Here is a 1114-nt window from a genome sequence, read left to right on the forward strand (position 1 = left end):
GTTTTCGTTGTTCTCTACGTTCAGTACGGACTTAATATCACATTGAAGCTGTTCACGCAGTCGGTCACCCAATGGTTGAAGTTGGGGTTCAACTAGGCGTTGGTCATAGTAGCGAGAGATTTCCATGTTGCACTTGGTGTACACCATCTCAAGCATACCTAGGCGAGTTGAGAAGAACGGCCATTCGCGACACATTTCTTCCAGTAGCGCCTGATGACCTTTGTCTACTGAGTACTGAATAGCTTCACCTGCGCCTAACCAAGCCGGAAGCACCAAACGGTTTTGGCTCCACGAGAAGATCCAAGGAATTGCACGTAAGCTTTCTACACCGCCATTTGGATTACGTTTCGCTGGGCGTGAACCAAGCGGCAGTTTGCCTAGCTCTAGTTCAGGCGTCGCTTGACGGAAGTATGGAACAAAATCTGGTTCGCCACGGACGACGCCACGGTAAGCTTCACAGCTCACTTCCGACAGCACTTCCATCAAGTCGCGCCATTCTTGTTTTGGCTCTGGTGGTGGCAGTAGATTTGCTTCCAAAATGGCGCTTGCATACAAGTTGAAGCTGTTTACCGCAACATCTGGTAGACCCAGTTTAAAGCGGATCATTTCGCCTTGTTCTGTTACGCGTAACCCGCCTTTCAAGCTCTTTGGTGGTTGAGACAGCAGAGCCGCGTGTGCAGGTGCACCGCCGCGACCAACGGTGCCGCCACGACCATGGAACAGAGTCAGCTCAACACCTTCGTCTTCTGCCACTTTAACTAGAGATTCCATAGCATGGTACTGAGCCCAGCCTGCCGACATGACACCCGCATCTTTTGCTGAATCAGAGTAGCCGATCATGACCATTTGGTGGTTTTGAATAAAGCCACGGTAAAGGTCGATGCTCATTAGCTGCTTAATGACCGACTCTGCATTGTTCAAGTCGTCTAGAGTTTCGAACAGAGGACAAACATCCATACGGTAAGGGCAGCCCGCTTCTTGCAGCAATAGGTGCACAGCGAGTACGTCTGAGGCGGTACGAGCCATTGAGATGACGTAAGCACCGAACGCTTCGCGCGGTTGCAGAGCGATGATCTTACAGGTGTCTAAAACCTCTTTGACAGGCTCTGATGGT

Annotated in this window: 1 protein-coding gene; it reads right to left on the reverse strand. The window is 50.8% G+C overall.

The features are described 5' to 3' along the window. The coding region (locus R7P69_RS25085; protein WP_318121814.1) for a phosphoenolpyruvate carboxylase at positions 1-1114 on the reverse strand (1114 nt) is incomplete at both ends.

It is taken from the genome of Vibrio sp. 661, assembly GCF_033339315.1.
GTDB lineage: Bacteria > Pseudomonadota > Gammaproteobacteria > Enterobacterales > Vibrionaceae > Vibrio > Vibrio alginolyticus.